The 24,687-nt window shown below is 53.6% G+C and carries 24 protein-coding genes; 17 read left to right on the top strand and 7 right to left on the bottom strand.

Translation table 11 applies throughout. The features are described 5' to 3' along the window. The first annotated feature begins 191 nt into the window (after positions 1 to 191). The 13 genes from mnmG to ACVB80_RS22110 all read left to right on the top strand — a co-directional run bounded on the left by mnmG (position 192) and on the right by ACVB80_RS22110 (position 11,540). On the top strand, positions 192 to 2,084 hold the full coding sequence (mnmG, locus tag ACVB80_RS22170) for a tRNA uridine-5-carboxymethylaminomethyl(34) synthesis enzyme MnmG (protein ID WP_481083473.1): 1,893 nt from the start codon (positions 192 to 194) through the stop codon (positions 2,082 to 2,084). Then, entirely contained in the window at positions 2,084 to 2,719 is a 636-nt protein-coding gene (gene rsmG, locus ACVB80_RS22165) for a 16S rRNA (guanine(527)-N(7))-methyltransferase RsmG (RefSeq protein ID WP_481083472.1), read from the top strand. Before mnmG ends, rsmG begins: the two co-directional genes overlap by 1 nt. 12 nt (positions 2,720 to 2,731) lie before the next feature. Next, entirely contained in the window at positions 2,732 to 3,505 is a 774-nt protein-coding gene (locus tag ACVB80_RS22160) for a ParA family protein (RefSeq protein ID WP_481083471.1), read from the top strand. A 28-nt stretch (positions 3,506 to 3,533) separates the two neighbouring features. Continuing rightward, a complete protein-coding gene (locus ACVB80_RS22155) occupies positions 3,534 to 4,415 on the top strand; it encodes a ParB/RepB/Spo0J family partition protein (protein WP_481083470.1) in 882 nt (293 codons plus the stop codon). Positions 4,416 to 4,602: 187 nt separating this feature from the next. After that, on the top strand, positions 4,603 to 4,992 hold the full coding sequence (locus ACVB80_RS22150; RefSeq protein WP_481083469.1) for a F0F1 ATP synthase subunit I: 390 nt from the start codon (positions 4,603 to 4,605) through the stop codon (positions 4,990 to 4,992). Positions 4,993 to 5,000: 8 nt separating this feature from the next. Then, positions 5,001 to 5,813 carry a F0F1 ATP synthase subunit A gene (gene atpB, locus ACVB80_RS22145; RefSeq protein ID WP_481083468.1) on the top strand — a complete coding sequence of 271 codons (813 nt, stop codon included), beginning with the start codon at positions 5,001 to 5,003 and terminating at the stop codon, positions 5,811 to 5,813. Positions 5,814 to 5,869: 56 nt separating this feature from the next. Further along, positions 5,870 to 6,124: a F0F1 ATP synthase subunit C gene (atpE, locus tag ACVB80_RS22140; RefSeq protein WP_481083467.1), complete on the top strand. Its 255-nt coding sequence runs from the start codon at positions 5,870 to 5,872 to the stop codon at positions 6,122 to 6,124. A 52-nt stretch (positions 6,125 to 6,176) separates the two neighbouring features. Further along, positions 6,177 to 6,647 (top strand): F0F1 ATP synthase subunit B, encoded by a 471-nt coding sequence (atpF, locus tag ACVB80_RS22135; protein WP_481083466.1) that lies wholly within the window; start codon positions 6,177 to 6,179, stop codon positions 6,645 to 6,647. Between the two features lie 14 nt (positions 6,648 to 6,661). Then, positions 6,662 to 7,195: a F0F1 ATP synthase subunit delta gene (gene atpH / locus ACVB80_RS22130; RefSeq protein ID WP_481083465.1), complete on the top strand. Its 534-nt coding sequence runs from the start codon at positions 6,662 to 6,664 to the stop codon at positions 7,193 to 7,195. 13 nt (positions 7,196 to 7,208) lie between these two features. Beyond that, positions 7,209 to 8,750: a F0F1 ATP synthase subunit alpha gene (gene atpA, locus ACVB80_RS22125; protein ID WP_481083464.1), complete on the top strand. Its 1,542-nt coding sequence runs from the start codon at positions 7,209 to 7,211 to the stop codon at positions 8,748 to 8,750. A gap of 43 nt (positions 8,751 to 8,793) precedes the next feature. After that, positions 8,794 to 9,660, top strand: a complete 867-nt coding sequence (gene atpG / locus ACVB80_RS22120; protein WP_481083463.1) for a F0F1 ATP synthase subunit gamma — start codon at positions 8,794 to 8,796, stop codon at positions 9,658 to 9,660. A 35-nt stretch (positions 9,661 to 9,695) separates the two neighbouring features. Further along, the gene (gene atpD / locus ACVB80_RS22115) at positions 9,696 to 11,099 is read left to right on the top strand and encodes a F0F1 ATP synthase subunit beta (RefSeq protein ID WP_481083462.1); all 1,404 of its coding nucleotides are present in this window, start codon (positions 9,696 to 9,698) and stop codon (positions 11,097 to 11,099) included. A gap of 18 nt (positions 11,100 to 11,117) precedes the next feature. After that, entirely contained in the window at positions 11,118 to 11,540 is a 423-nt protein-coding gene (locus ACVB80_RS22110) for a F0F1 ATP synthase subunit epsilon (protein ID WP_481083461.1), read from the top strand. A 92-nt stretch (positions 11,541 to 11,632) separates the two neighbouring features. Here the strand turns inward: ACVB80_RS22110 and punC are convergent, their stop codons facing one another. Continuing rightward, positions 11,633 to 12,829 carry a purine nucleoside transporter PunC gene (gene punC, locus ACVB80_RS22105; RefSeq protein WP_481083460.1) on the bottom strand — a complete coding sequence of 399 codons (1,197 nt, stop codon included), beginning with the start codon at positions 12,827 to 12,829 and terminating at the stop codon, positions 11,633 to 11,635. Between the two features lie 219 nt (positions 12,830 to 13,048). Here punC and punR point away from each other — a divergent pair, with 219 nt between their 5' ends. Next, entirely contained in the window at positions 13,049 to 13,954 is a 906-nt protein-coding gene (gene punR / locus ACVB80_RS22100; RefSeq protein WP_481083459.1) for a DNA-binding transcriptional activator PunR, read from the top strand. Between the two features lie 181 nt (positions 13,955 to 14,135). Here the strand turns inward: punR and ilvA are convergent, their stop codons facing one another. From ilvA to ilvG, 5 genes are read right to left on the bottom strand one after another with little or no spacing between them, the layout of a single operon-like run. Next, positions 14,136 to 15,677 carry a threonine ammonia-lyase, biosynthetic gene (ilvA, locus tag ACVB80_RS22095; protein ID WP_481083458.1) on the bottom strand — a complete coding sequence of 514 codons (1,542 nt, stop codon included), beginning with the start codon at positions 15,675 to 15,677 and terminating at the stop codon, positions 14,136 to 14,138. A 5-nt stretch (positions 15,678 to 15,682) separates the two neighbouring features. After that, positions 15,683 to 17,524, bottom strand: a complete 1,842-nt coding sequence (gene ilvD, locus ACVB80_RS22090; RefSeq protein ID WP_481083457.1) for a dihydroxy-acid dehydratase — start codon at positions 17,522 to 17,524, stop codon at positions 15,683 to 15,685. 14 nt (positions 17,525 to 17,538) lie between these two features. Further along, positions 17,539 to 18,474: a branched-chain amino acid transaminase gene (locus ACVB80_RS22085; RefSeq protein ID WP_481083456.1), complete on the bottom strand. Its 936-nt coding sequence runs from the start codon at positions 18,472 to 18,474 to the stop codon at positions 17,539 to 17,541. A gap of 15 nt (positions 18,475 to 18,489) precedes the next feature. After that, positions 18,490 to 18,774, bottom strand: a complete 285-nt coding sequence (gene ilvM / locus ACVB80_RS22080) for an acetolactate synthase 2 small subunit (protein ID WP_481083455.1) — start codon at positions 18,772 to 18,774, stop codon at positions 18,490 to 18,492. Then, positions 18,774 to 20,420 (bottom strand): acetolactate synthase 2 catalytic subunit, encoded by a 1,647-nt coding sequence (ilvG, locus tag ACVB80_RS22075; protein ID WP_481083454.1) that lies wholly within the window; start codon positions 20,418 to 20,420, stop codon positions 18,774 to 18,776. Before ilvG ends, ilvM begins: the two co-directional genes overlap by 1 nt. 410 nt (positions 20,421 to 20,830) lie before the next feature. On the opposite strand from ilvG, the gene ACVB80_RS22070 reads away from it, so the two are divergent. The 3 genes from ACVB80_RS22070 (at position 20,831) to ACVB80_RS22060 (ending at position 23,460) form a co-directional block, all read left to right on the top strand. Further along, positions 20,831 to 22,354: a YifB family Mg chelatase-like AAA ATPase gene (locus tag ACVB80_RS22070; RefSeq protein ID WP_481083453.1), complete on the top strand. Its 1,524-nt coding sequence runs from the start codon at positions 20,831 to 20,833 to the stop codon at positions 22,352 to 22,354. A 282-nt stretch (positions 22,355 to 22,636) separates the two neighbouring features. Beyond that, positions 22,637 to 22,927: a type II toxin-antitoxin system TacA family antitoxin gene (locus ACVB80_RS22065; protein ID WP_481083452.1), complete on the top strand. Its 291-nt coding sequence runs from the start codon at positions 22,637 to 22,639 to the stop codon at positions 22,925 to 22,927. Further along, positions 22,903 to 23,460: a GNAT family N-acetyltransferase gene (locus ACVB80_RS22060; RefSeq protein ID WP_481083451.1), complete on the top strand. Its 558-nt coding sequence runs from the start codon at positions 22,903 to 22,905 to the stop codon at positions 23,458 to 23,460. Before ACVB80_RS22065 ends, ACVB80_RS22060 begins: the two co-directional genes overlap by 25 nt. A gap of 106 nt (positions 23,461 to 23,566) precedes the next feature. On the opposite strand, the gene ACVB80_RS22055 is transcribed toward ACVB80_RS22060, so the two are convergent. After that, positions 23,567 to 24,553, bottom strand: coding sequence for a DUF2860 family protein (locus ACVB80_RS22055; RefSeq protein WP_481083450.1), 987 nt, complete (start codon positions 24,551 to 24,553; stop codon positions 23,567 to 23,569). Between the last annotated feature and the right edge of the window lie 134 nt (positions 24,554 to 24,687).

Genomic DNA, 24,687 nt, shown 5'->3' with positions numbered 1-24,687 from the left:
GATCATTTTCCAGTTATCCACACGATCGTGTCTCTTTAATAATAGATCCAATAAAAGATCTCTATATAGATCTTATATATATTTAATTCGCTCCAGATCGATCCAAAATCGTTTTTCACTGACCCGGAAAGGAGGTAGAATAGCGCTCCTTTTGACTATGCAAACCAGAATTGAATACCTGAGGCCAGTTCATGCTTTATCACGAAAATTTTGACGTCATTGTGGTTGGTGGCGGACATGCAGGAACGGAAGCTGCCCTCTCATCTGCGAGAACCGGTCAGCGCACATTATTGCTGACACACAATATTGATACCCTTGGCCAGATGTCATGTAACCCGGCGATTGGCGGGATCGGCAAAGGCCACCTGGTAAAAGAAGTAGATGCGCTTGGCGGCCTGATGGCTGAAGCGATTGATCATTCCGGTATTCAGTTCCGAACTCTGAACGCGTCCAAAGGGCCGGCAGTACGCGCAACCCGCGCCCAGGCTGACCGTGCGCTTTACAAAGCCTATGTCCGTGAAGCACTGGAAAACACACCGAATCTGACCCTGTTTCAGCAGTCGGTCGACGATTTGATCGTTGAACAGGATCGTGTGGTGGGTGTTGTTACCCAAATGGGCCTCAAATTCCACGCCAAAGCCGTTGTACTGACCGTTGGCACCTTCCTTGGCGGTAAGATCCATATTGGTATGGAAAGCAGCGCAGGAGGCCGTGCAGGCGATCCTCCTTCGATCGCACTGGCGGATCGTTTGCGTGAAATGCCTTTCCGTGTTGATCGCCTGAAAACCGGCACTCCACCGCGTATTGATGCGCGCAGCGTTGATTTTTCAGTACTGCAGGCGCAGCACGGCGATAACCCGACTCCGGTCTTTTCCTTTATGGGCAACCGCAGCCAGCATCCGCGTCAGATCCCGTGTTTTATCACTCATACCAATGAGCAGACTCACGACGTGATCCGCAATAACCTGGATCGCAGCCCGATGTATGCCGGCGTGATCGAAGGGATTGGCCCGCGATACTGTCCGTCTATCGAAGACAAGGTGATGCGTTTTGCTGACAAAAACAGCCACCAGATCTTTATTGAGCCTGAGGGCCTGACCACTCACGAGCTTTACCCGAACGGGATCTCCACCAGCCTGCCGTTTGATGTGCAGGTGCAGATCGTCCGCTCGATGAAAGGGTTTGAGAACGCGCATATCGTGCGTCCGGGCTACGCGATCGAGTACGATTTCTTCGACCCGCGTGACCTGAAGCAAACCTACGAAACCAAATTTATCTCCGGTCTGTTCTTTGCGGGCCAGATCAACGGCACTACCGGCTACGAAGAAGCGGCGGCCCAGGGCCTGATGGCCGGTCTGAACGCCAGCCTGTACGCTCAGGGCAAAGAGGGCTGGAGCCCGCGCCGTGATGAAGCATACATGGGCGTACTGATCGACGACCTGTCGACCATGGGCACCAAAGAGCCGTACCGCATGTTTACCTCGCGCGCCGAATACCGTCTGCTGCTGCGTGAAGACAACGCCGACCTGCGTCTGACCGAAAAAGGCCGTGAACTGGGTCTTATCAGCGATGAGCGCTGGGCACGCTTCAACCAGAAAGTGGAGAACATTGAGCTGGAACGCCAGCGTCTGCGCTCCACCTGGATGAACCCGAAATCAGAAGGGGTCGATGCCCTGAATGCCCTGCTGAAAACGCCGATGATCCGTGAAGCAAGCGGTGAAGATCTGCTGCGCCGTCCGGAACTGAACTACGATCTTCTGACTCAGCTGGATGCGTTTGCGCCAGCGATGGAAGATGCACAGGCCGCTGAACAGGTCGAAATTCAGGTCAAATACGAAGGTTATATCCAGCGTCAGCAGGATGAGATCGAAAAATCCCTGCGTCACGAGCACACTCAGCTGCCGGCGGATCTCGATTACAGTCAGGTGAAAGGCCTGTCTAACGAAGTGGTGGCCAAGCTGACTGACGCCAAACCGGAAACCATTGGTATCGCATCGCGTATCTCTGGTATTACTCCGGCCGCAGTCTCGATTCTGCTGGTTCACCTTAAAAAACACGGCATGCTGAAAAAAGGAGAGGCGTAATGAGCGCACTGAGAACGACATTAGACCGCCTTATCGCCCAGACTGACCTTGAAGTCAGTGAGCGTCAGCGTGAGCAGCTGGTTGGTTACGTGGAACTGCTGCACAAGTGGAACAAGGCTTACAACCTGACCTCGGTACGTGATCCGCAGGAGATGATGGTCAAGCATATTCTCGACAGTATCGTTGTAAGCCCTCACTTACCGGGTGAGCGCTTTATCGATGTGGGCACCGGCCCGGGTCTGCCGGGGATTCCGCTGTCTATCATGAACCCGGACAAAGAATTTACCCTGCTCGACAGCCTGGGTAAGCGCGTGCGTTTCCTTAAGCAGGTGGTGCACGAGCTGAAAATCGAAAATGTCACCCCGGTTCAGAGCCGGGTGGAAGAGTTTCAGCCTGAAACCGGCTTCGATGCTGTGCTCAGCCGCGCATTTGCGTCAATTCGCGACATGGTTGAGTGGTGTCACCATTTACCAAAAGCCAAAACCGGGGTATTTTTAGCCCTTAAAGGAACCCATCCCCAGGACGAGCTGGATGATCTGCCTGAATGGTGTTCTGTGACCGAAATCAAAGCTTTGCAAGTTCCTGAGCTTGAAGGCGAGAGACATTTAGTAACTTTGTCTCGTGAGGATGAATAACGGGGTTTAAACGTGGGAAGAATCATATCAATTGCCAACCAGAAAGGCGGCGTAGGGAAAACAACGACTTGTGTTAACTTGGCGGCATCAATGGCTGCAACACGGCGCAAGGTACTGGTGATTGATCTCGACCCACAGGGCAACGCAACCATGGCCAGCGGCGTCGACAAATATCAGGTGGACGCCACTGCTTACGACCTGCTGGTTGAAGAGACACCGTTCGAGGACGTGGTGTGTCGCAGAACCAGCGGCGGCTATGATCTGATCGCGGCCAACGGTGACGTGACAGCAGCTGAAATCAAGCTGATGGAAGTGTTTGCCCGCGAGATCCGTCTTAAGAATTGCTTACAATCAGTCCGCGATAACTATGATTTCATCTTTATCGATTGTCCTCCTTCTCTCAACCTCCTTACAATCAACGCTATGGCCGCGTCAGACTCGGTTCTGGTCCCTATGCAGTGTGAGTATTTCGCGCTGGAAGGGCTGACCGCACTGATGGACACCATCAGTAAACTGGCCGCTGTAGTGAATGAAAACTTAAAAATCGAAGGCCTGCTTCGCACCATGTATGACCCGCGTAACCGCCTGTCAAACGAGGTGTCCGATCAACTCAAGCAGCACTTTGGTGATAAAGTCTATCGCACCGTGATCCCGCGTAATGTCCGTCTGGCAGAAGCGCCGAGCCACGGTAAGCCTGCAATGTACTATGATAAGTACTCGGCAGGTGCCAAAGCATACCTGGCACTGGCCGGAGAGATGCTGCGCCGCGAAGAAGTCCCTGCATAAGCTACAGAACAATTTAAAGGATACGTTGATGTCTAAACGCGGTTTAGGTAAAGGCCTGGACGCCCTGCTGGCGACCAGTTCAGTAGCCCGTGAAAAACAACAGGCGGTCGCCCACAGTCAGTCGATGTCGACGGAAGGCGAGTTGCTTGATATTCCGGTATCACAGCTGAAAGCGGGCACTTACCAGCCCCGTAAAGATATGGAACCGGATGCGCTGAGTGAGCTGGCGGCATCGATCAGTGCTCAGGGCGTTATCCAGCCGGTCGTGGTTCGCCAGGTCGGCGAAGAAAGTTACGAAATTATCGCCGGTGAGCGTCGCTGGCGTGCAGCCAGACAGGCTGGTCTGAAAGTGGTGCCGTGTCTGGTGAAGAAAGTGGCCGATCGCGCGGCGATTGCCATGGCGCTGATTGAGAACATTCAGCGTGAAGACCTGAACGTGATTGAAGAAGCTCAGGCGCTTGAGCGTCTGCAGCATGAGTTTGAACTCAGCCATCAGCAGGTCGCGGATGCGATCGGTAAGTCACGTACAGCGGTAAGCAACATATTACGCCTGAATCAGCTTCAGGATGACGTAAAGAGTCTGGTTACCGACAGAAAACTGGAAATGGGGCATGCCCGGGCTTTACTTGCCCTGGACGGTGAGCAGCAGGTTGAAGCTGCACATCTGGTCGCGAAGAAGCAGATGACCGTGCGCCAGACCGAACAGTTAGTTAAAAAGTATCTTTCACCTGAGGTTGAAGATAAAAAAGCGCCAATTGACCAGGAAGCACAGGATATTTCCCTGCGACTGAGTGAAAAGTGGGGTTCACAAGTGTCGGTTATCCGCAATGCCAACGGTAAAGCGAAGGTAACGATTACGCTTGATGAATATCACAAATTTGAGCAACTCATTGCAATCCTTGATCGCTAAGTGCGATACTTGATTTAGGTCAAATGTGACGAAAAATTGGTTTTCGAACGAAAGTTGACGGTTTGTAAATAAAAGTGTGACTTTTTGCTACCGACAGTTTGCAAAAATGACGCCTGACCGTATAATTTTCGCCAACAGCCATGTTCTCTTAGTGGAGGGCATGGCTTTGTAATCGAGGTACGAATACATGGTAGCTGCGCTAGCCAAACCAGGACGAGAGCTTGCCAAGCGCTTGTTAATGATTCAAGTTAGCGTGGTTATGTTTCTGGCCGTAGGGATGAGTGTCATCATCAATACTGGTTGGGGAATTTCAGCGTTGATTGGTGGCGGCATTTTTGTCATTGCCAATGCAGTCTTTGCTCTCTTTGCCTTTAAGTACAGTGGAGCGCGAGCGGCCCGCCGCATCGCGAATTCATTTTACGCGGGAGAAACGTTTAAAATCCTCATCACAGTGGTCCTCTTCTCTGTTGCCTACATGTATATGCAGGTGGAACTCGTTCCCCTCAAACTGACCTATTTGCTGGTTCTCGGTGTTAACATCTTTGCGCCAGCACTATTTATCAACAACAAAAAATAGGATGAGTTATGGCTGCGCCAGGTGAAGCGCTAACGTCGTCCGGATACATTGACCACCACCTTACAAACCTGTCTACATATAAGCTGGGTCTTGTAGCGGAGGAGGCAAGTTTCTGGAACGTACATATCGATAGCCTGTTTTTTTCTGTGTTTACAGGGTTGATCTTCCTATGGATCTTCCGCTCTGTGGCTAAGAAAGCAACAGCGGGTGTACCAGGTAAGCTTCAGTGTGCTGTAGAAATGATTGTGGAATTTGTCGATACCAACGTCAAAGACACCTTTCATGGACGCAACCCTCTGATTGCCCCACTGGCACTAACTATCTTTTGTTGGGTATTCCTGATGAACGTGATGGACTTAGTTCCTATCGATTTTCTACCTTACCCGGCAGAGCATTGGCTCGGTATCCCTTACTTGAAAGTGGTGCCTTCAGCTGATGTGAATATCACCATGGCTATGGCTCTGGGCGTTTTTGCTCTGATGATCTACTACAGCATCAAAGTAAAAGGCCTGGGTGGATTCGCCAAAGAACTGGCTTTACATCCGTTCAATCACCCAATCATGATCCCGTTCAACCTGCTGATCGAGGTGGTGTCGCTGCTTGCTAAACCACTTTCGCTGGGTATGCGTCTGTTCGGTAACATGTTCGCGGGTGAGGTTGTATTCATTCTTTGTGCGGCAATGCTACCATGGTGGCTACAATGGTTAGGTTCACTCCCGTGGGCTATTTTCCATATTCTGGTTATCACGATCCAAGCCTTCGTATTCATGATGTTGACCATCGTATATCTGTCGATGGCACACGAAGACTCTGATCATTAATTTTTTAAGCTTTTTTATTGGGCAAATAAGCCAACAACTATAAATTGGAGATAGTAATGGAAACTTTACTGAGCTTTTCTGCAATCGCCGTAGGTATTATCGTCGGTCTTGCTGCACTGGGTACCGCGATCGGTTTCGCAATCCTGGGTGGTAAATTCCTTGAAGGCGCTGCACGTCAACCAGAAATGGCTCCTATGCTACAGGTTAAGATGTTCATCATCGCAGGTCTGCTGGATGCGATCCCTATGATCGGTATCGTAATCGCACTGCTGTTCACTTTCGCGAACCCATTCGTTGGTCAGCTGGGCTAATAAGCCAGGATTGAACATTATTCGCTGAAGAATAAATAGAGGGGTAGCTGTTGTGAATATGAACGCAACTCTGCTGGGTCAGGCAATCTCATTCGCACTGTTTGTGTGGTTCTGCATGAAGTATGTATGGCCGCACATCATCAGCGCGATCGAAGAGCGTCAGCAAAAAATCGCTGACGGTTTGCAGGCTGCGGAACGCGCTGCAAAAGATCTGGACCTGGCACAAGCCAATGCTTCTGACCAACTGAAAGAAGCAAAGCGCACAGCAACTGAGATCATCGAACAAGCGAACAAACGTAAAGCTCAAATCGTAGATGAAGCCCGTGAGGAAGCTCAGGCAGAACGCCAGAAAATCCTTACTCAGGCTCAGGCTGAGATTGAAGCTGAACGAGTTCGCGCACGCGATGACCTGCGCAAACAAGTTGCTACTCTGGCTTTAGCTGGTGCTGAGAAAATTCTGGAGCGTTCTATCGATAAGGACGCACAGAAAGATATTCTCGATAACATTACTGCGAAACTTTAAGTTTGGGGGCGCATATGTCTGATATGACTACAATCGCACGCCCCTATGCTAAAGCAGCGTTTGACTTTGCGGCAGAAAAAGACCAACTGGCTCAGTGGGAGCAGATGTTGGCCTTTGCTGCTGAAGTTGCCCAGGATGCCCAAATTAAAGAGCTGTTCACCAGCTCTGTGGCTGCCGAGAAAATGGCAGACCTGTTTGTGGCAGTTTGTGGTGACCAGGTTGATGAGCACGGCCAGAACCTTCTGAAGGTGATGGCTGAGAATGGCCGCCTGGCGGCTCTTCCTGATGTAAGCGTGCAATTCCAGGCTCTTAAACAGGAGCATGAGAAGAACATTGACGTAGAGGTTATCTCTGCGTCTGAGCTCACTAAAGAGCAACAGGCTGACATCAGTGCCAAACTTGAGAAGCGTTTTGAACGCAAAGTGAAGCTGAATTGCAGTGTAGATGAGGCCCTGCTTGGCGGGGTTATTATTCGAGCCGGAGACTTAGTCATCGATAACTCAGCACGCGGTCGACTAAACCGCCTGAGCGATGCATTGCAGTCTTAATGGGGATTGGAGCATGCAACTTAATTCCACGGAAATTAGCGAACTGATCAAACAGCGTATCGAGTCTTTCGAAGTTGTTAGTGAAGCCCGCAATGAAGGTACCATCGTATCGGTAAGCGACGGTATCATTCGCATCCACGGCCTTGCGGACGTGATGCAAGGTGAAATGATTGAAGTACCGGGTGGCCGTTATGCACTGGCACTGAACCTTGAGCGTGACTCGGTTGGTGCGGTAGTAATGGGCCCATATGCTGACCTTAAGGAAGGCATGAAAGTAACAGGTACTGGCCGTATTCTTGAAGTGCCAGTTGGTCCTGAACTGCTAGGCCGCGTAGTGAACACGCTGGGTGAGCCTATCGACGGTAAAGGTCCTATCGACGCAAAACTGTCGTCACCTGTTGAAGTGATCGCACCAGGCGTAATCGACCGTAAATCGGTAGATCAGCCTGTGCAAACTGGTTATAAGTCGGTTGACTCCATGATCCCAATCGGTCGTGGTCAGCGTGAGCTTATCATCGGTGACCGTCAGACCGGTAAAACCGCGATGGCGATCGATGCGATCATCAACCAGAAAGATTCTGGTATTTTCTCTATCTACGTAGCAATTGGTCAGAAAGCTTCTACCATCGCAAACGTAGTGCGTAAACTGGAAGAGCACGGCGCTCTGGAAAACACCATTGTTGTGGTGGCTTCTGCGTCTGAATCTGCTGCACTGCAATACCTGGCGCCATACGCTGGTTGTGCAATGGGTGAATACTTCCGTGATCGCGGTGAAGATGCCCTGATCATCTATGATGACCTGTCTAAGCAAGCTGTTGCTTACCGTCAGATCTCTCTGCTTCTGAAACGTCCACCAGGCCGTGAGGCATTCCCGGGTGACGTATTCTACCTTCACTCCCGTCTGCTTGAGCGTGCAGCTCGTGTAAACGAAGAGTATGTAGAGCGTTTCACTAATGGTGAAGTGAAAGGCAAGACCGGTTCTCTGACCGCACTGCCAATCATCGAAACCCAGGCGGGTGACGTATCAGCATTCGTACCGACTAACGTAATCTCGATTACCGATGGTCAGATCTTCCTGCAGACCGAACTGTTCAACGCCGGCGTACGTCCAGCGGTTGACCCAGGTATCTCGGTATCCCGTGTAGGTGGTTCAGCACAGACCAAGATCATGAAGAAACTGTCTGGTGGTATCCGTACCGCTCTGGCAGCGTACCGTGAACTGGCGGCATTCGCACAGTTCTCTTCTGACCTTGATGAGTCAACCAAGAAGCAGCTGGATCACGGCCAGAAAGTAACTGAGCTGATGAAACAGAAACAGTACGCACCTATGTCTGTTTTTGACCAGGCTCTGGTTATTTACGCGGCTGAGCGTGGCTACCTTGAAGACGTAGAACTGAACAAAGTTCTCGACTTCGAAGCTGCTCTACTATCGTACGCTCGCGGTCACTACGCTGAATTTGCAGCTGAGATCGACAAGTCGGGTGCTTACAACGATGAAGTCGAAGCACAACTTAAGAAGATTGTGGACGACTTTAAAGCAACCCAAACTTGGTAATTCAGTCGGTGGCAGCGATGCCACCTGCTAATGGAGAGTAACGATGGCCGGCGCAAAAGAGATACGTAATAAAATCGGGAGTGTAAAAAGCACTCAGAAGATTACGAAAGCGATGGAAATGGTGGCAGCTTCAAAAATGCGTCGCAGTCAGGACGCACGTGAAGCTTCACGTCCATACGCGGAAACAATGCGTAAAGTGATCGGTCATGTGGCAAACGCGAATCTGGAGTACCGTCATCCGTACCTGGAAGAGCGTGAAGCCAAACGTGTTGGTTACATCATTATTTCTACAGACCGCGGACTGTGTGGTGGCCTGAACATTAACCTGTTCAAGAAAGCCATTACCGAAATGCAGGACTGGAAAGAGAAAGGTGCTGAAGTTGAACTGGCAATTATCGGTTCAAAAGCAACGGCATTTTTCAATAACAGCGGCGCGAAAGTAGCGGCTCAGGTATCTGGTCTGGGCGACAGCCCAAGCCTGGAAGACCTGATCGGTTCTGTTGGCGTGATGCTGAAGAAATATGATGAAGGCGAACTTGATCGTCTGTACGTGGTGTACAACCACTTTGTGAACACCATGGTACAAGAACCAACGATCGATCAATTGCTACCTTTGCCTAAATCGGACAGCGAAGAGATGAAGCGTGAGCATTCATGGGACTACCTCTACGAACCTGAGCCAAAACCACTGCTGGACGCGCTGCTGCTGCGTTACGTGGAATCTCAGGTGTATCAGGGTGTAGTTGAAAACCTTGCCTGTGAGCAGGCGGCCCGAATGATTGCGATGAAAGCTGCAACCGATAACGCAACCAACCTGATTGAAGATCTGGAACTGGTGTACAACAAAGCCCGTCAGGCTGCGATTACCCAGGAACTGTCTGAAATCGTGGGCGGTGCGGCTGCGGTTTAAGCATAGGTAAAACGAAATAGTTTAGAGGATTAACGATGGCTACAGGTAAGATCGTACAGATCATCGGTGCAGTAGTCGACGTAGAGTTCCCACAGAGCGACGTGGCACGCGTATACGATGCTCTGAATGTTGTTGAAGCAAAAGAACGTCTGGTTCTTGAAGTTCAGCAGCAGCTGGGCGGCGGTATTGTCCGCTGTATCGTGATGGGTAGCTCTGATGGTTTACGTCGTGGAATGACAGTTGAAAACACTGGCGCTCCAATCACAGTACCAGTAGGTACTAAGACCCTTGGTCGTATCATGAACGTTCTTGGTGATGCGATTGATGAGCGTGGTGAGATCGGTGCGGAAGAGAACTACTCTATTCACCGTGAAGCACCAAGCTACGAAGAGCAGTCGAGTGCGACTGAGCTGCTGGAAACAGGCGTTAAGGTTATCGACCTGGTTTGTCCATTCGCTAAGGGTGGTAAAATCGGCCTGTTCGGTGGTGCTGGTGTAGGTAAGACCGTTAACATGATGGAACTTATCAACAACATCGCACTGCAGCACTCTGGTCTTTCTGTATTTGCCGGTGTAGGTGAGCGTACCCGTGAAGGTAACGACTTCTACTTCGAAATGCAGGAAGCTGGCGTTGTAAACGTTGAAAAGCCAGAAGAGTCAAAAGTAGCAATGGTTTACGGCCAGATGAACGAGCCACCGGGCAACCGTCTGCGTGTAGCTCTGACCGGTCTGACCATGGCAGAGCGCTTCCGTGATGAAGGCCGTGACGTACTGCTGTTCATCGATAACATCTACCGTTACACCCTTGCGGGTACTGAGGTTTCGGCACTTCTGGGCCGTATGCCATCAGCGGTAGGTTACCAGCCAACTCTGGCTGAAGAGATGGGTGTTCTTCAGGAGCGTATCACCTCGACTAAACAGGGTTCTATCACCTCTGTTCAGGCGGTATACGTACCTGCGGATGACCTTACTGACCCGTCTCCGGCAACCACGTTTGCTCACCTTGATGCAACCGTTGTACTTAGCCGTAACATCGCAGCTATGGGTCTGTACCCTGCGATCGACCCACTGGATTCGACTTCACGTCAGCTGGATCCACTGGTTGTTGGTCAGGAGCACTACGACGTAGCTCGTGGCGTACAGTCAACCCTTCAGCGCTACAAAGAGCTGAAAGATATCATCGCGATTCTTGGTATGGACGAACTGTCTGAAGAAGATAAGAAGGTGGTATCCCGTGCACGTAAGATTGAGCGTTTTCTGACTCAGCCTTACCACGTAGCGGAAGTATTCACCGGTTCTCCGGGTATCTACGTATCTCTGAAAGAGACTCTGCGTGGATTCAAGGGTCTGCTGAATGGTGAATACGACGACATTCCAGAGCAAGCGTTCATGTACTGCGGTACTATCGACGATGCTATCGAGAATGCGAAGAAGCTATAAGGCTAACTAGGAGGCGATATGGCAGCAATAACCTTTCACCTGGATGTGGTCAGCGCGGAGAAGAAACTCTTCTCTGGTCTGGTTGAAACCTTTCAGGTGACCGGTAGCGAAGGTGAACTGGGTATTTTCTCAGGTCACACACCGCTGCTGACCGCTATTAAGCCTGGTATGGTGCGTATTGTGAAGCAGCACGGCCACGAGGAAATTATGTATGTTTCCGGTGGTATTGTGGAAGTTCAGCCTGGCACGGCAACCGTGCTGGCGGATACCGCGATTCGTGGTGAAGACCTGGACGCAGCTAAGGCAGAAGAAGCCAAACGCAAAGCTGAGGAGAATATTCAGAATCAGCATGGCGATATGGACTTCGCACAAGCGGCCAGTGAACTGGCTAAAGCCATTGCTCAGCTTCGTGTTATCGAGCTGACCAAAAAAGTACGTTAATAGCGTATGCGATGAAAAAAGGCGACCCGGGGGTCGCCTTTTTGTTTGCCTGTTATTTTTTTATTCAGCCAACTGAGTTGTTATTACAGGACTTATTCGTCACTTACCACACGGGCGTTATCCGGCACGGTAAAGTGAGCACGCAGGGCACGGTTTGACAGCACATAACCGGCCCACAGACCCACCAGACAAACCATAATAGTAAAACCGGTCACAGGCAGGGCGCGGCTGGCAAAACCTGCCACCACAGCACTGGAGAGGCCACAGGTACAGATCTGCAGACTGTTTTGCAGGCCGGCTGCGGTTGCCGGGCTGTTCTTGGCGCTCGACAGGGCGCGGTTAACCACGATTGGGTAAAGCGCACCGTTGGCGACGGCGATCAGGCAGAACGGAGCCAGCAGAGGCCAGATCGAGGTCAGCTGCCACTGGGTTGCCATAAATACCAGCAGGGCAGAGACAGTAAACAGTGCCAGCAGCTGGCGCAGTACTTTTCCATCGCCGTATTTGTTTACCCAGCGTTTGCCCAGGTAGCCACCGGCCATAAAGGCGATGGTCTGCGGAATAAAGCTCATGCCAATGTCTTTGGCTTCATAGCCCAGCTGCGCCATGATCTCCGGCATACCGGTCAGGTAAGCAAAGAAGGCCGCCGACGAAGTGGCGTACATCAATACGTTACCCAGATACACCTTAGAGGTCAGCAGGGCTTTGATGTCACCGCTGACGCTGGTGGTTTTGGCTTCCGGCTTTTGGTTTGGCTGAAGCAGGGTAGCGAGAACCAGCAGGCCACCGGTTACGGTCAGGGCGACAAAAATGCTCGGCCAGCCAAAGTGGTGCAGCAGTACCACACCCAGCTGAGGTGCCAGTGCCGGAGACAGAGCCACCAGCGGCATAATGGTCGCCAGGATCTGCTGGCTGGTTTTGCTGTCGTTACGCTGGATCACCATCGCCTGCCAGATCACCGCCGGGGCGCAGACACCGATCGCCTGAACAAAGCGCAGTGTCAGCAGTTGCCAGACTTCCTGACTGCCCGCCAGGCCAAGCGAGGCGACGCTGAACAGCACCAGGCCCACTGCCAGGGTATTGCGGTGGCCGTATTTGTCGCTCGCCAGCCCCCACAGGAACTGACCGATCGCCAGGCCCGCCAGGAAAACGGACAGAGAAAGGGCGATGGACTCAGGACCGGTCACAAAGTCCGCTTCCATGGCTTTAAAAGCTGGCAGGTACATATCGGTGGCGATAAAGCCAAGCATGGATAAACAAGCCAGATAAAAGAGTTGTGTGAATTTCATTTTGTTTCCATTCAAATTATTTGTTCTGAATGGATTGGCGCCAACCCGTGTGTATACCCTCTGCGCAGAGTGAGTAATTTGTCGACAGCGCCCGCTGTACAACATATAACCAGATATCTGCCCGGAGTAGTATTGAAGCTCATGTGCATTGTATGGAGTAGACTGAAAAAAATTAAACGCTATATTTGTTAGTTATCGTTCAAAAAATTTGAAGGCAGAATGTTTTCTAAACAATCCCTGGAACTCATCGATTGTGTCGCCCGGCTGGGCAGTTTTACTGCGGCGGCAGAGCACCTGCACAAGGTGCCGTCTGCGGTCAGCTACGGCGTACAGAAAATGGAGCAGCAGCTCGGCGTGGTGCTGTTTCGCCGTCTGCCACGCCGGGTGGAGCTGACCCCGGCGGGGCAGACGTTTGTTACCCAGGCCCGGCAGCTGCTGCGCGATATGGAAGAGATCCGTGCCCAGACCCGGCGGGCGGCACTGGGCTGGTATCAGACCCTTAAGCTGACGCTGGATAACGTGGTTTGTCTGGACAGGCTCAAACCGCTGGTGGAGGACTTCTACCACACTTTTGATTTTGCTGAGCTGCAGATCAATATGGAAGTATTCAACGGGACCTGGGATGCGCTGGCGTATGGCCGGGCGGATATCGTGATCGGCGCGACGGCGGCGGTACCGGTGAGCGGAGATTTTGCGGTGAAAGCGATGGGGGATCTTGAATGGGCATTTGTGATGGCCCCGGATCACCCGCTGGCCACGGCACCGCTGCTCGATGAAGAGAGCGTATCGCCGTACCCGGCGCTTTGTCTCGATGATACCTCGGTCAACCTGCCCAAAAGACACAACTGGCATTACCCTCAGCAGCGCAGGCTGCTGTTGCCTAACTGGTTCAGTGCGATTGAGTGCCTGAAAAACGGCGTGGGTGTGGGCTATATGCCGCTGCACATCGCCAGACGCTATCTTCGCAGTGGTGAACTGGTGGAACGTCAGCTTGCTGAGAAAAGCCCGCTCAGCGCCTGCTGTATGGCTTACCGCACCGATGAGGAACACCGCCTGCTCGACTGGATGGTGGACTACCTTGGGGATGAAGAACAATTGCACCGGGACTGGATGCTGGCTGAATAAATGGGTGGCTTCGGGAGCTTTGCGCCCGGACAGTACCCTGTTTCAGGGGCGCATGAATACTTCCCTGTAGCTCTGAGCTGCCATCCATGGCAGCAAAGCCCTGCAACAGGATACTGCCCGGCCGCTTTTGGATTCGGAGTGATAAAAGAAAAGGCCTGAAAACTCAGGCCTTATTACGTTATTACGCAGAACGGTTGGAAAGGAAGAACTGATAGGAAGGGTTATCGGTTTCATCCTTGCACTGGTAGCCGAGCTCACGCAGGTGCGACGAGAACTGTGCCAGATCCGAATCTTCAAGTTCAAAGCCACACAGTACCCGGCCGTAATCTGCGCCCTGGTTACGGTAGTTGAACAGACTGATGTTCCAGTGTGTGCCCAGGGTGGTGAGGAACTTCAGCAGCGCGCCCGGGTACTCCGGGAACTCAAAGCTGTACAGCCGCTCACTCAGAGGACGGGAAGGGCGTCCGCCGATCATGTAGCGGATATGCAGTTTCGCCATCTCATCATCAGAGAGATCCGCCACCGGATAGCCACCTTCACGCAGCTCAGTGATGATCTGTGCCAGTTCCTGCTGACCGTGCTGCAGCCGCACACCAACAAATATGTTGGCCAGCTTGTCGTCGTTGTAACGGTAGTTAAACTCCGTTACCGCACGGCCGCCGATCAGGTTACAGAACTCAAGAAACGCGCCCTGGCGCTCAGGAATAGTGACTGCCAGCAGGCCTTCACGCTTTTCACCCAGCTCACAGCGCTCAGAGACGTAACGCAGACCGTGGAAGTTGGTATTGGCACCTGAGAGTACCGTTGCCAGCTGTTTGCCGTGCAGTTCGTGTTTCTCGGCGTACTTCTTCAGACCCGCCAGTGCCAGCGCGCCGGAAGGCTCTGCGATAGCGCGGGTATCTTCAAAGATGTCTTTCACCGCCGAGCAGATCTCATCGCTGCTGACGCTGATATGGCCATCGATGTATTGCTGGCAGAGGCGGAAGGTTTCATCGCCGATGCGTTTCACCGCCACACCGTCGGCAAACATGCTGACCTGGTCCAGAACCACAGGCTCACCGGCGTCCAGCGCCGCTTTAAGGCAGGAAGACTCTTCCGGTTCAACCGCGATCACTTTGATTTCCGGCATCAGCTGTTTGATCAGCACCGCAACACCGGCGGCCAGACCGCCGCCACCGACCGGAACAAACACATAGTCCAGGTGGCCGTTCTGCTGCAGCATCTCCATACCGATCGTACCCTGACCGGCAATCACCAGTGGGTGGTCAAAGGGTGGTACGAAGGTAAAGCCGTGCTCGGCAGAGAGGCGCTCGGCTTCGGCCTTGGCTTCGTCAAAGTTGCTGCCGTGCAGCACCACTTTGCCGCCAAAACTGCGCACTGCATCGACTTTGATGTCCGGGGTGGTTTTGGGCATCACAATCGTGGTTTTGATCCCCAGTTTGGTACCCGACAGCGCCATGCCCTGGGCGTGGTTGCCTGCTGAAGCGGCGATCACGCCGGCTTTTTTCTGCTCTTCGCTCAGGCTGGCGACCATGGTGTAGGCGCCGCGCAGCTTAAACGAGTGGACCGGCTGGCGGTCTTCCCGTTTTAGCTGAACCTGGTTGCCGATCCGCGCCGAAAGGCGCGGCATATCCTGAAGCGGCGAGACGATCGCCACTTCATAGACAGGAGCGCGCAGGATCTGGCGCAGATAATCTGCGCCGCTCTGTTTGGTCACGCTCATCACGTTTACTCCCCGAGTTTGGATTTATCCCGCACCGCACCTTTGTCCGCGCTGGTGGCCATGCTGGCGTAGGCTTTGAGGGCAAAAGAGACTTCGCGCTGGCGCGACTCCGGTTTCCAGCCTTTGGCATCCTGCTCTGCGCGGCGCTGTGCCAGCTCATCTTCCGAAACCTGCAGTGTGATCGAGCGTCCCGGAATATCGATAGCGACCATGTCGCCGTTTTTCACCAGACCGATCGCACCGCCGTTGGCCGCTTCAGGAGAAGCGTGGCCGATAGAGAGACCTGAAGTACCGCCGGAGAAACGGCCGTCGGTCAGCAGGGCACACTCTTTACCCAGCCCCATGGATTTGAGGTAGGTGGTCGGGTAGAGCATCTCCTGCATACCCGGGCCGCCTTTTGGCCCTTCGTAGCGGATCACCACCACATCACCGGCTTTTACTTTGCCGCCGAGGATGCCGTCTACCGCGTCTTCCTGGCTCTCAAACACTACTGCAGGGCCGGTAAATTTCAGAATGCTCTCGTCTACGCCCGCTGTCTTCACGATACAACCGTCGAGCGCGATGTTGCCTTTCAGTACCGCCAGTCCGCCGTCCTGACTGAACGCGCTGGCTTTGGTACGGATACAGCCCTGTTCACGGTCATCGTCCAGGCTGTCCCAGCGGCAGTCCTGTGAGAAGGCTTCTGTGGTACGCACGCCAGCCGGGCCTGCGCGATAGAAGGTTTTCACCTCTTCTGATTCCGTGGTCATGATGTCGTACTGAGCCAGCTGCTCTTCCATACTCAGGCCGAGCACAGTGCGCGCCTGGTTGTTAAGAAGCCCGGCACGGTTCAGCTCACCCAGGATACCGACTACGCCGCCGGCGCGGTGCACGTCTTCCATGTGATATTTCTGGGTTGAAGGCGCAACCTTACACAGGTGCGGGACCTGACGGGACATGCGGTCGATGTCGGTCATATCAAAGTCCACATCGCCTTCCTGGGCCGCCGCCAGCAGGTGCAGGACTGTGTTGGTCGAGCCGCCCATGGCGATATCCAGCGCCATGGCGTTCTCAAACGCTGCTTTGGTTGCGATGCTGCGCGGCAGGGCAGATTCGTCATCCTGCTCGTAGTAACGTTTGGTCAGCTCAACGATACGCTTACCGGCGTTGATAAACAGGTCTTTACGGTCAGCGTGGGTCGCCAGCATGGAGCCGTTGCCCGGCTGGGACAGACCCAGTGCTTCGGTCAGACAGTTCATTGAGTTAGCGGTAAACATACCGGAGCAGGATCCGCAGGTCGGACAGGCTGAACGTTCGATCTGTTCACTCTGCGCATCAGAAACAGTTGGATCCGCGCCCTGGATCATAGCGTCAACCAGATCCAGCTTGATGATCTGATCCGACAGTTTGGTTTTACCCGCTTCCATCGGACCGCCGGAGACGAAGATCACCGGAATGTTGAGGCGCATCGAAGCCATCAGCATTCCCGGGGTAATTTTGTCACAGTTGGAGATACACACCATGGCATCAGCACAGTGCGCGTTGACCATGTACTCTACTGAGTCCGCGATAAGCTCGCGTGACGGCAGGGAGTAGAGCATGCCGCCGTGGCCCATCGCGATACCGTCATCGACCGCAATGGTGTTGAACTCTTTGGCAATACCACCGGCCGCTTCGATCTCTTTCGCGACCAGCTGGCCGAGGTCTTTCAGGTGTACGTGTCCAGGCACAAACTGGGTAAAGGAGTTCACCACCGCGATAATTGGCTTGCCGAAGTCTTCATCTTTAACGCCGGTCGCACGCCACAGGGCGCGGGCACCGGCCATGTTACGGCCGTGAGTGGTGGTGGCAGATCTGTATGCAGGCATTCCTTTTCCCTCTGTTATTGCTGTGGATAAACGTAATCTAACCAGCCCCACTTATCCTCAGTGGTGCCGTTGAACAGGCCAAAGTAGGCCTCCTGTACCGCTTTGGTGATCGGGCCGCGTTTGCCTTCCCCGACTTCGATCTTATCGACGGTGCGTACCGGAACCACTTCGGCTGCGGTGCCGGTCATGAAGACTTCGTCCGCCAGGTAGAGTGCTTCACGGGCGATATTGGCTTCACGTACCTCGTAACCCATGTCACGGGCCAGGGTCATGATGCTGTCGCGGGTGATACCCGGCAGGATGGCGCTGGTGGCTGGCGGAGTGGTAATTACGCCGTCTTTCACTACAAAGATGTTTTCACCGGCACCTTCTGACAGGTAACCGTCCACGCTCAGTGCGATACCTTCGTCATAGCCGTGACGACGGGCTTCGCCGCCCACCAGCAGGGATGACAGGTAGTTACCGCCGGCTTTGGCTGCGGTCGGGATGGTGTTTGGCGCAGCGCGGTTCCAGCTTGAAATCATCGCATCAACACCGTTCTCCAGCGCCTGCTCACCCAGGTAGGAGCCCCATGGGAATGCCGCGATGATGAGATCCATCTCGGTATCGGCTGGCGGACATACGCCAAGGCCGACGTTGCCGACAAAGCCCAGCGGGCGGATATACGCGCTCTCCAGCTTGTTCTGGCGCAGGGTCTCGCGGGTGGCTTCCATGATCTCTTCTTCACTGTAAGGGATAGGGAAGCGGTAGATTTTGGCCGAATCTTTCAGGCGTTTGGCGTGCTCAGGATGGCGGAAAATCACCGGGCCTTTTGGGGTGTTGTAGCAGCGCACCCCTTCAAATACTGAGGTGCCGTAGTGCATTGCATGAGTCAGTACGTGTACGTTGGCTTCTGCCCACGGTACCATTTCCCCGTTAAACCAGATGTAATCAGCTGTTTTTGTTGCCATTGCGGTATTCCTTCCTTAAGCGCAAACGCGTTGCTGTAAATTGTTGTTCGGTAGTTCGTCCATGCCGAGTTCGGTCACGTCCACACTGATGATGTCCCACAGTTTTTCGATCTGGTGGGTCAGGGTGGTGATCGGACGGTCGCTGTCGACGATGATCTCCACGCTGGCGATCTTACTGACGTGATTCTGGGTTCCGGCCACCTGGCGGACGATAAATCCACGGTGGCGCACCACCCGCAGTACTCTCTCCAGCAGCACGGGTTTGTCATCGGCTTTGATATCGAGCAGGTAGCGTTTCATCAGGTGTTCTCCAGCATATCTTGGTTGGCGGCACCCGGCGGAACCAGAGGCCAGACGTTATCTTCTTCCGGGGCCAGTACGTGCAGCAGGTAAGCGGTCTCGCTCTCCAGCATCTCTTTCAGTGCCGGTTCCACTTCTTCCTTACGGGTGATGGTTTTACCCGGAATGTCGAAGGCCTTGGCCAGCATCACAAAGTCCGGGTTGTCATCCAGAATGGTTTCACTGTGGCGGCCGTCGAAGAACAGCGACTGCCACTGACGCACCATGCCGAGGCGCTGGTTGTTGATCAGTACCATTTTGACCGGGATCTGACGGCGTTTAAGGGTGCCGAGTTCCTGCACGTTCATCATAAAGGAGCCGTCACCACTGATCAGAACCGACTGATCTTTCGGTCTTGCGACCGCTGCGCCCATGGCGGCAGGCAGGCCAAAGCCCATCGTGCCGAGACCGGCTGAGGTGATGTAATTTTGTGGCTCTCTTGGCTGCATGTGCTGCGCGGCCCACATCTGGTGCTGACCGACATCGGTCGAGACCATGGTGCTGTCCGGCATCATGTCTGAAAGCTGTTTGAGCAGCGTTGGCGCATAGATAAGCTCGCCCGGGTGGTCATAACGCCACTTGTACTGGCTGCGCAGCGCGTCGCAGTGCTCCAGCCATGGCGCGATATCCTGATTGAGCTCCAGCAGTGGCAGAACCTGGTTGATATCCCCGCGCAGCGGCGCATCGGCTCCGCGCAGCTTGTTGATTTCTGCAGCGTCGATATCCAGGTGAATCACTTTGGCGTGCGGGGCAAAGGTATCCAGTTTGCCGGTCACCCGGTCGTCAAAACGGGCACCGACGGCGATCAGCAGGTCTGACTGCTGCACCACCAGGTTGGCAGCCTTGGTGCCGTGCATGCCCAGCATACCCAGATAGTGCGGATTGTGACGCTCTATGGTGCCAAGCCCTTTCAGAGTGCTGACCGCAGGCATAGGGTTCAGGCGCAGGAACTCACGTACTGTCTCTGTTGCGTGAGCCAGCTGAACACCACCACCGACATAAAACACCGGCTTCTGGCTTTCGGCCAGCAGTTGCTGGGCCTGGTTGATAGCTTCAAGGCTGGCGGTTGGCAGCTCTGGCGGAGTAAAAGGAGGAAGGGTAGTGACCGGCGCTTCGGCCAGCTGAACGTCTTTGGCGATATCGACCAGAACCGGTCCGGGACGTCCTGATTTGGCCACTTCAAAGGCTTCGGCCAGGGTCGGGGCCAGTTCGTCGATATCGGTCACCAGGTAGCTGTGCTTGGTACAGGCCAGTGACATGCCTATTACGTCCATTTCCTGAAACGCATCGGTCCCGATGTGCGAGCTGGCAACCTGCCCTGTGATGGCAACCAGTGGCACCGAGTCGAGAAAGGCGTCTGCCAGTCCGGTAACCAGGTTGGTCGCACCCGGACCGGAAGTGGCCATACACACGGCAACTTCCTGTGAGGCCCGTGCCATGCCTATCGCCGCCATCGCCGCGCCCTGTTCATGACGGCAGAGGATATGCTCAACCCCGCCATCGTAAAGGGCATCGTAGATGGGCATGATCGCCCCGCCCGGATAGCCAAATACCGTTTTTATCCCCTGTTGCTGCAGCGCAGCAACCACCAGTTGTGCTCCTGTCATTCCTGCCGCGCTCCTCTTGTCTGCCTGCTTCCTGTTTTGCACATCTTGGTGCTCCGTTACTTCCTGTATCAACCCGTCTGGGCGATGTTGTGCCTAAAGTGTAAAAAAACCCCCGGACTTTGCAGTGCGGGGGTTTTTAAAAATGCTGTGGTTTATTTTCTGCCCACCAGCCCCCGCGCGGTACTAATAATGACCACGACCAGAAGAATAATGAGAGCGTTAACTTTGGCAGAAAAATTCATACTTATTGGTTATTCATTCGTTGTGAAATTGTTTGCGCTTTTAGTGTTATCACAGAATTTGGTTACCTGACAAGCAAAACCCAGGACTTTTTTCATATTTTTTCAGCACAGCAAACGGTTATATAACTCAGAGACAATAACAATTACGCAAACTGGCGGATAAAAAACATGGGATTAGCCATCATTCACAGTCGTGCCTGCGTTGGGGTTGAAGCCCCTGCGGTAACGGTGGAAGTTCATATCAGTAACGGGATGCCAGGATTCACCCTGGTCGGCCTTCCCGAGACCACGGTCAAAGAGTCCCGCGACCGGGTGCGCAGTGCGATCGTGAACTCGGGTTTTTCCTTTCCGCCAAAGCGGATCACCGTCAACCTGGCCCCGGCGGATCTGCCCAAAGAGGGCGGGCGGTTTGACCTGCCTATTGCTCTCGGGATCCTCGCCGCTTCGCAGCAGATACCCGATACTTCCCTGCATATCTATGAATTTATCGCCGAACTGGCGCTTTCCGGAAAAATGCGCCGGGTCAAAGGTGTACTGCCTGCGGCGCTGGCGGCGCAGCGGGATAAACGCTCGCTGGTGGTGCCCGACAGCAATGCTGGTCAGGCGGCCCTGACAGGACGCGTGCTGCACAAATCGGCCTCCAGCCTCAGTGCGGTGTGCGCCATGCTGTGCGGCCAGGCCGAGCTTGGGCTGAAGGTACCCGAAGCGGTTCCTGTACGGGATAAAAAAGCCCGCTGCCTGCGCGATATTATCGGTCAGCAGCAGGGTAAACGGGCACTGGAGATCGCCGCTGCCGGTAATCATAACGTGCTTTTCCTGGGGCCTCCCGGGACGGGGAAAACTATGCTGGCCTCCCGGCTGTGCGATCTGCTGCCGGAGATGAGTGAGCAGGAAGCGATGGAGACGGCCTCGGTGGCATCGCTTACTGAACAGGAGATCAACGAGCACAACTGGCTGCAGCGGCCGTTCCGGGCCCCGCACCATTCCAGCTCTATGGCGGCGCTGGTGGGCGGGGGCTCTATTCCCAGACCCGGTGAGATTTCACTGGCCCACAATGGCCTGCTGTTTCTCGATGAAATGCCGGAGTTTGAACGTAAGGTACTCGACTCACTGCGCGAGCCGCTGGAATCGGGCGAAATCATCATTTCCCGGGCAGCGGGCAAAACCCGTTTTCCTGCCCGTTTCCAGCTGGTGGGGGCGCTCAACCCCAGCCCGACCGGATATTACGAAGGCAGCCAGACCAGGGCTAATCCGCAGACGATTCTGCGCTATCTGGGCAGGCTTTCCGGACCGTTGCTTGACCGGTTTGATATGTCTCTGGAGATCCCGGCGCTGCCAAAAGGGACCCTGGCAGAAGGCGGAGAGCGGGGTGAGGCGACAGAAACCGTCAGGCAACGGGTGGCGTTTGCCCGTGAGCGTATGCTGGCACGCAGCGGCAAGGTGAATGCCCTGCTTGGCAGCAGAGAGCTGGAGAAAAGCTGCAGGCTGGAGCGGGCGGATGCGGAGTTTTTGGAGAGTGCCCTGCATCAGCTCGGCTTATCGGTCCGGGCTTATCACAGGATCATCAAGGTGGCGCGCACAATTGCCGATCTGGAAGGGGGCGGGGCGATCACCCGGCCCCACCTGGCCGAAGCGCTGGGCTACCGGGCGATGGACCGGCTGCTGCGCCAGCTCACCGCCCAGACGGTTTAGAACTTCCGGTTAACACCCGGTGAGCGACGCGCTCTTCTCTGTATTTAACGGTATTTTGGGTGTGCGATGTTACGGTAAAACACCGTACAAAATCGTTGACTTTGTGTTCAATGCGTACCAAACTTCAATTTGTACGGTTTTTAGCCGTACATTTTGAGTGTTGATTAATGGTTGTCTATACAAACCATTAAGTTGCAGATGTACCGATGGTTTTTTGGGGCATCTGCCAGTATTGCGTAAACCAGGAGTTTCCGACGCACGAAGCCGTGCTGGGAGTAAAAAATGAGTGCACTTAAAAAAGAGAGAGTTGAGTTCAGGTTGTCTGAAAGTGAGAAAAGCGCTTTAGAAGAGGCGGCGTTACTTTCTAATACTACAGTGAGTAAGTTTGTATCAGAAACAACCGTTGCGAAGGCCCGGGAAGTGATTAACGAGCACAAGAGGCTGCAGATAGAAGCCAGTCAGTGGGAGTCTGTGATGGACGCACTGGAAAATCCAGCAGAGCCAACTGACCTGATGCAGGAAATAATTGGAATGTCGCTGGAGGAATCTTGGACGGTAAAGACCAAAAACTAGAACTTGAGCGCTTTGATCCGGAAAAAGAGTATGACTTTTCACAGTTTGATTGTGGTGTCAGTTCGTTAAATGACTTCTTAACGAAAAGTATGGCTAAAGAGTACGCTAGAAGAATATCCATACCTCACCTTTGTGTGGTATCAGATGAAGAAGATGAAGGTCCCAGGAAAGTAGTGGGTTACTTCACCTTAGCCAGCAGCTCATTTGATAAAAAACATGTATCGAACAATGAAAGAAGGAAGTGTCTTTATAGATCAATGCCATGCATTTTGTTAAGCAAAATTGCGGTGTGCAGGTCTGTTCAGGGCCAGGGTTTAGGCAAATGGCTTCTTGGCCGGGCAATCCGCCAGGCATACCTGTCATCAAGAGATGTTGGTGTATATGCACTGTTTCTTCACGCACGTGAAGGACGAGGGGAGTTTTACATCAGGGCCGGTATGATTCGCTCGAAAGAGCAGCCAGACATGTTTATTTATCCCTTAAAGCAGTACGAAGAGGCTTTGAAAAAGAGACATCTCTCTGGCAAGTCTTAAATGTCTTCGTATGTACTATTGAGGATATCACCCGGCCGCACCTGGCCGAAGCGCTGGGTTACCGGGCGATGGACCGGCTGCTGCGCCAGCTCACCGCCCAGACAGTTTAGAAGCGCCAGTTGAAGCCGACAGAGCCGACCCGCTCCTTTTTCTCATAGAAACCGATATTGGAGCGGGTGTGGTTATAACCGGCAAAGGCGAGCAGTGACAGGTTGTCGATGCCCAGAAGTTTCTGGTACTCGTAGGCCAGGAAAGCGCGGTACATATCATCGCTGCGTTTGATATCGTCAAACTGAGGATTGCCTTCCACAAAGCTCTGGTTCATGTAGCCAAGGGTCACAGCAAACTGGTGATGGCCCAGAAACAGCAATCCGGTCAGCTCGCCGCCAAGGCCGGTATTGCTCATCGCTTCGCCTTTGGCGTCTGTTTTGACGTATTTCAGCGCCGGGTAGAGCATAAAGTTGCGTGCGAATGGCACCATCATATCCAGCTTGGAGTAGTAAACCTGTTTGTCCCGCTTCAGCAGTTCTGCCTCTGCGCTGGTCAGGGATGAGCCCGAGTTTTCATCGTCGATTTTACTGTCACCATAAGCCAGATCAAGGCTGAAGAGGGAACCGCCGATTTTTTTCAGCTGCATCCGGTAAGCGGTGCCTTTCTCATCGGTGGTGCTGCGGCTGGTATTGGTCAGGTACGGGTCCTGCCACACTTCACCGGCCAGTACGGTTGGCAGAACGGACAGGGCGACTCTGCCACCGTTATCAAACCGGTACTGGTAACCTGCTTCAACGGCGACGGTACCAACCGCGATATCAGCCCTGGATGTACCGGCAAACAGCTGGTGGGCACCAAAAGTGTACTGAATATTGCCGAGCGGGAACACTGCAGCGCCGCTGACCTGCTGCTGTTCGTTTTCGCTGCGAACAGAGGATGCACTGGTGTTTAAGTTGGAGCGGGTGTCGTAAAATATTGAGTTGACCGCCAGCTCTCCGCTCAGGCCCTGGACAGGACCACGGGGGGCAGCGGTTGCGACAGCAGAAACGGCAGCCGTCAGGCCGGCAATGATGGTGATAAATCCTTTTTCACACAATTTCATAGCGCATCCTTATCGCAGATTTGAACCAGACCAGTATAGTCTGAAAGATGTTTCAAAGGCGAGAATTGATGCCGTGAATAAACTGAACAACTCAGACCATTCATAAAAGGGATTACAAGCCCCGGGCGGGCTTG

The organism is Vibrio sp. 9-16B-A1, from assembly GCF_056726165.1.
This window is presented reverse-complemented; position numbering and strand designations above follow the sequence as displayed.